This window comes from Streptomyces durocortorensis, from assembly GCF_016901035.1.
Classification (GTDB): Bacteria; Actinomycetota; Actinomycetes; order Streptomycetales; family Streptomycetaceae; genus Streptomyces; species Streptomyces durocortorensis.
Genome location: NZ_JAFEUF010000529.1, coordinates 1 through 881 on the forward strand (window position 1 = coordinate 1; position 881 = coordinate 881).

Consider the following 881-nt stretch of genomic DNA (forward strand, 5'->3'; position numbering starts at 1 on the left):
CCGCCCGCGGGCTCCACGCTGCCGCGCCTGGCCGCCGAACTCCCGGTCACGCTGGGCCTCCTCAGTCCCTACGGAGGCGTCCCGCACCTGGCCCGGCAGATCACGGAGGTGGTCGAGAAGTACGCCGTCGACGAGGTCGAGGTGGTCGATGTCGGCGGCGATGTCTTCGCCCGGGGCGACGAGCCGACGCTCCTCAGCCCGCTGCCGGACGCCCTGGTCATCGCCGCGTGCGCCACCGCCGGCGTACCCACACGGCTCCGGCTCGCGGGCCCGGGGCTCGACTGCGAGATCCCCGAGAGCGAGCTGCTGCCCGTCCTGGGCGACGACTTCCTCACCCTCACCGGGGCCGACACCCGGGGTGTCGAGCACCTCTTCGACTGGCATCCCTCGGAGGCGAGTGCGCTGCTGGTCGCCGCCGCGCGAGGGGAACGCGGCGGCTGCGTCGTACAGGACACCGGCCGTCCGGTGGTCCTGAGCGACGCCAGTGCCCGGGTGCACCGGATCGGCCTGGACCGGGTGCTGGAGCGCAACCGGCTGGCCCGCGCCCTGTACGAGCAGGGTGCCGGCACCCTCGACGACGCCGAGAAGACCAGCTGGGAGGTGTGCGGCTTCTCCGAACTGCAACGCGAGCGCGACCGCTCGCTCCGGCTCCGCGACACCGCCTCCCCCGAGATCTCGGTGACCGAGGCCCTGCACGGACTCGACGCCTGGCTGGGACGGCTGCGGGCCGCCCACCCCGGCGCCCGGTACGCCACCTTCCGCTGCGTGGCCGAAGGGCTCGGCCTCACCGGCGCCGCGGCACGGTCCCTGCGCACCCACCTCGTACGGGACCGCCCGCACCGGTACGCGGCACCGCTGTTCGCCCTGTAACCCCCCATCCC

Annotated in this window: 1 protein-coding gene; it reads left to right on the top strand. The window is 74.6% G+C overall.

Going from position 1 to position 881, the window contains the following annotated elements; genetic code table 11:
- On the top strand, positions 1-870 hold an 870-nt coding region (locus tag JS521_RS35915; RefSeq protein ID WP_205087027.1), incomplete at its 5' end, for a DUF1152 domain-containing protein.
- Positions 871-881 lie beyond the last annotated feature (11 nt).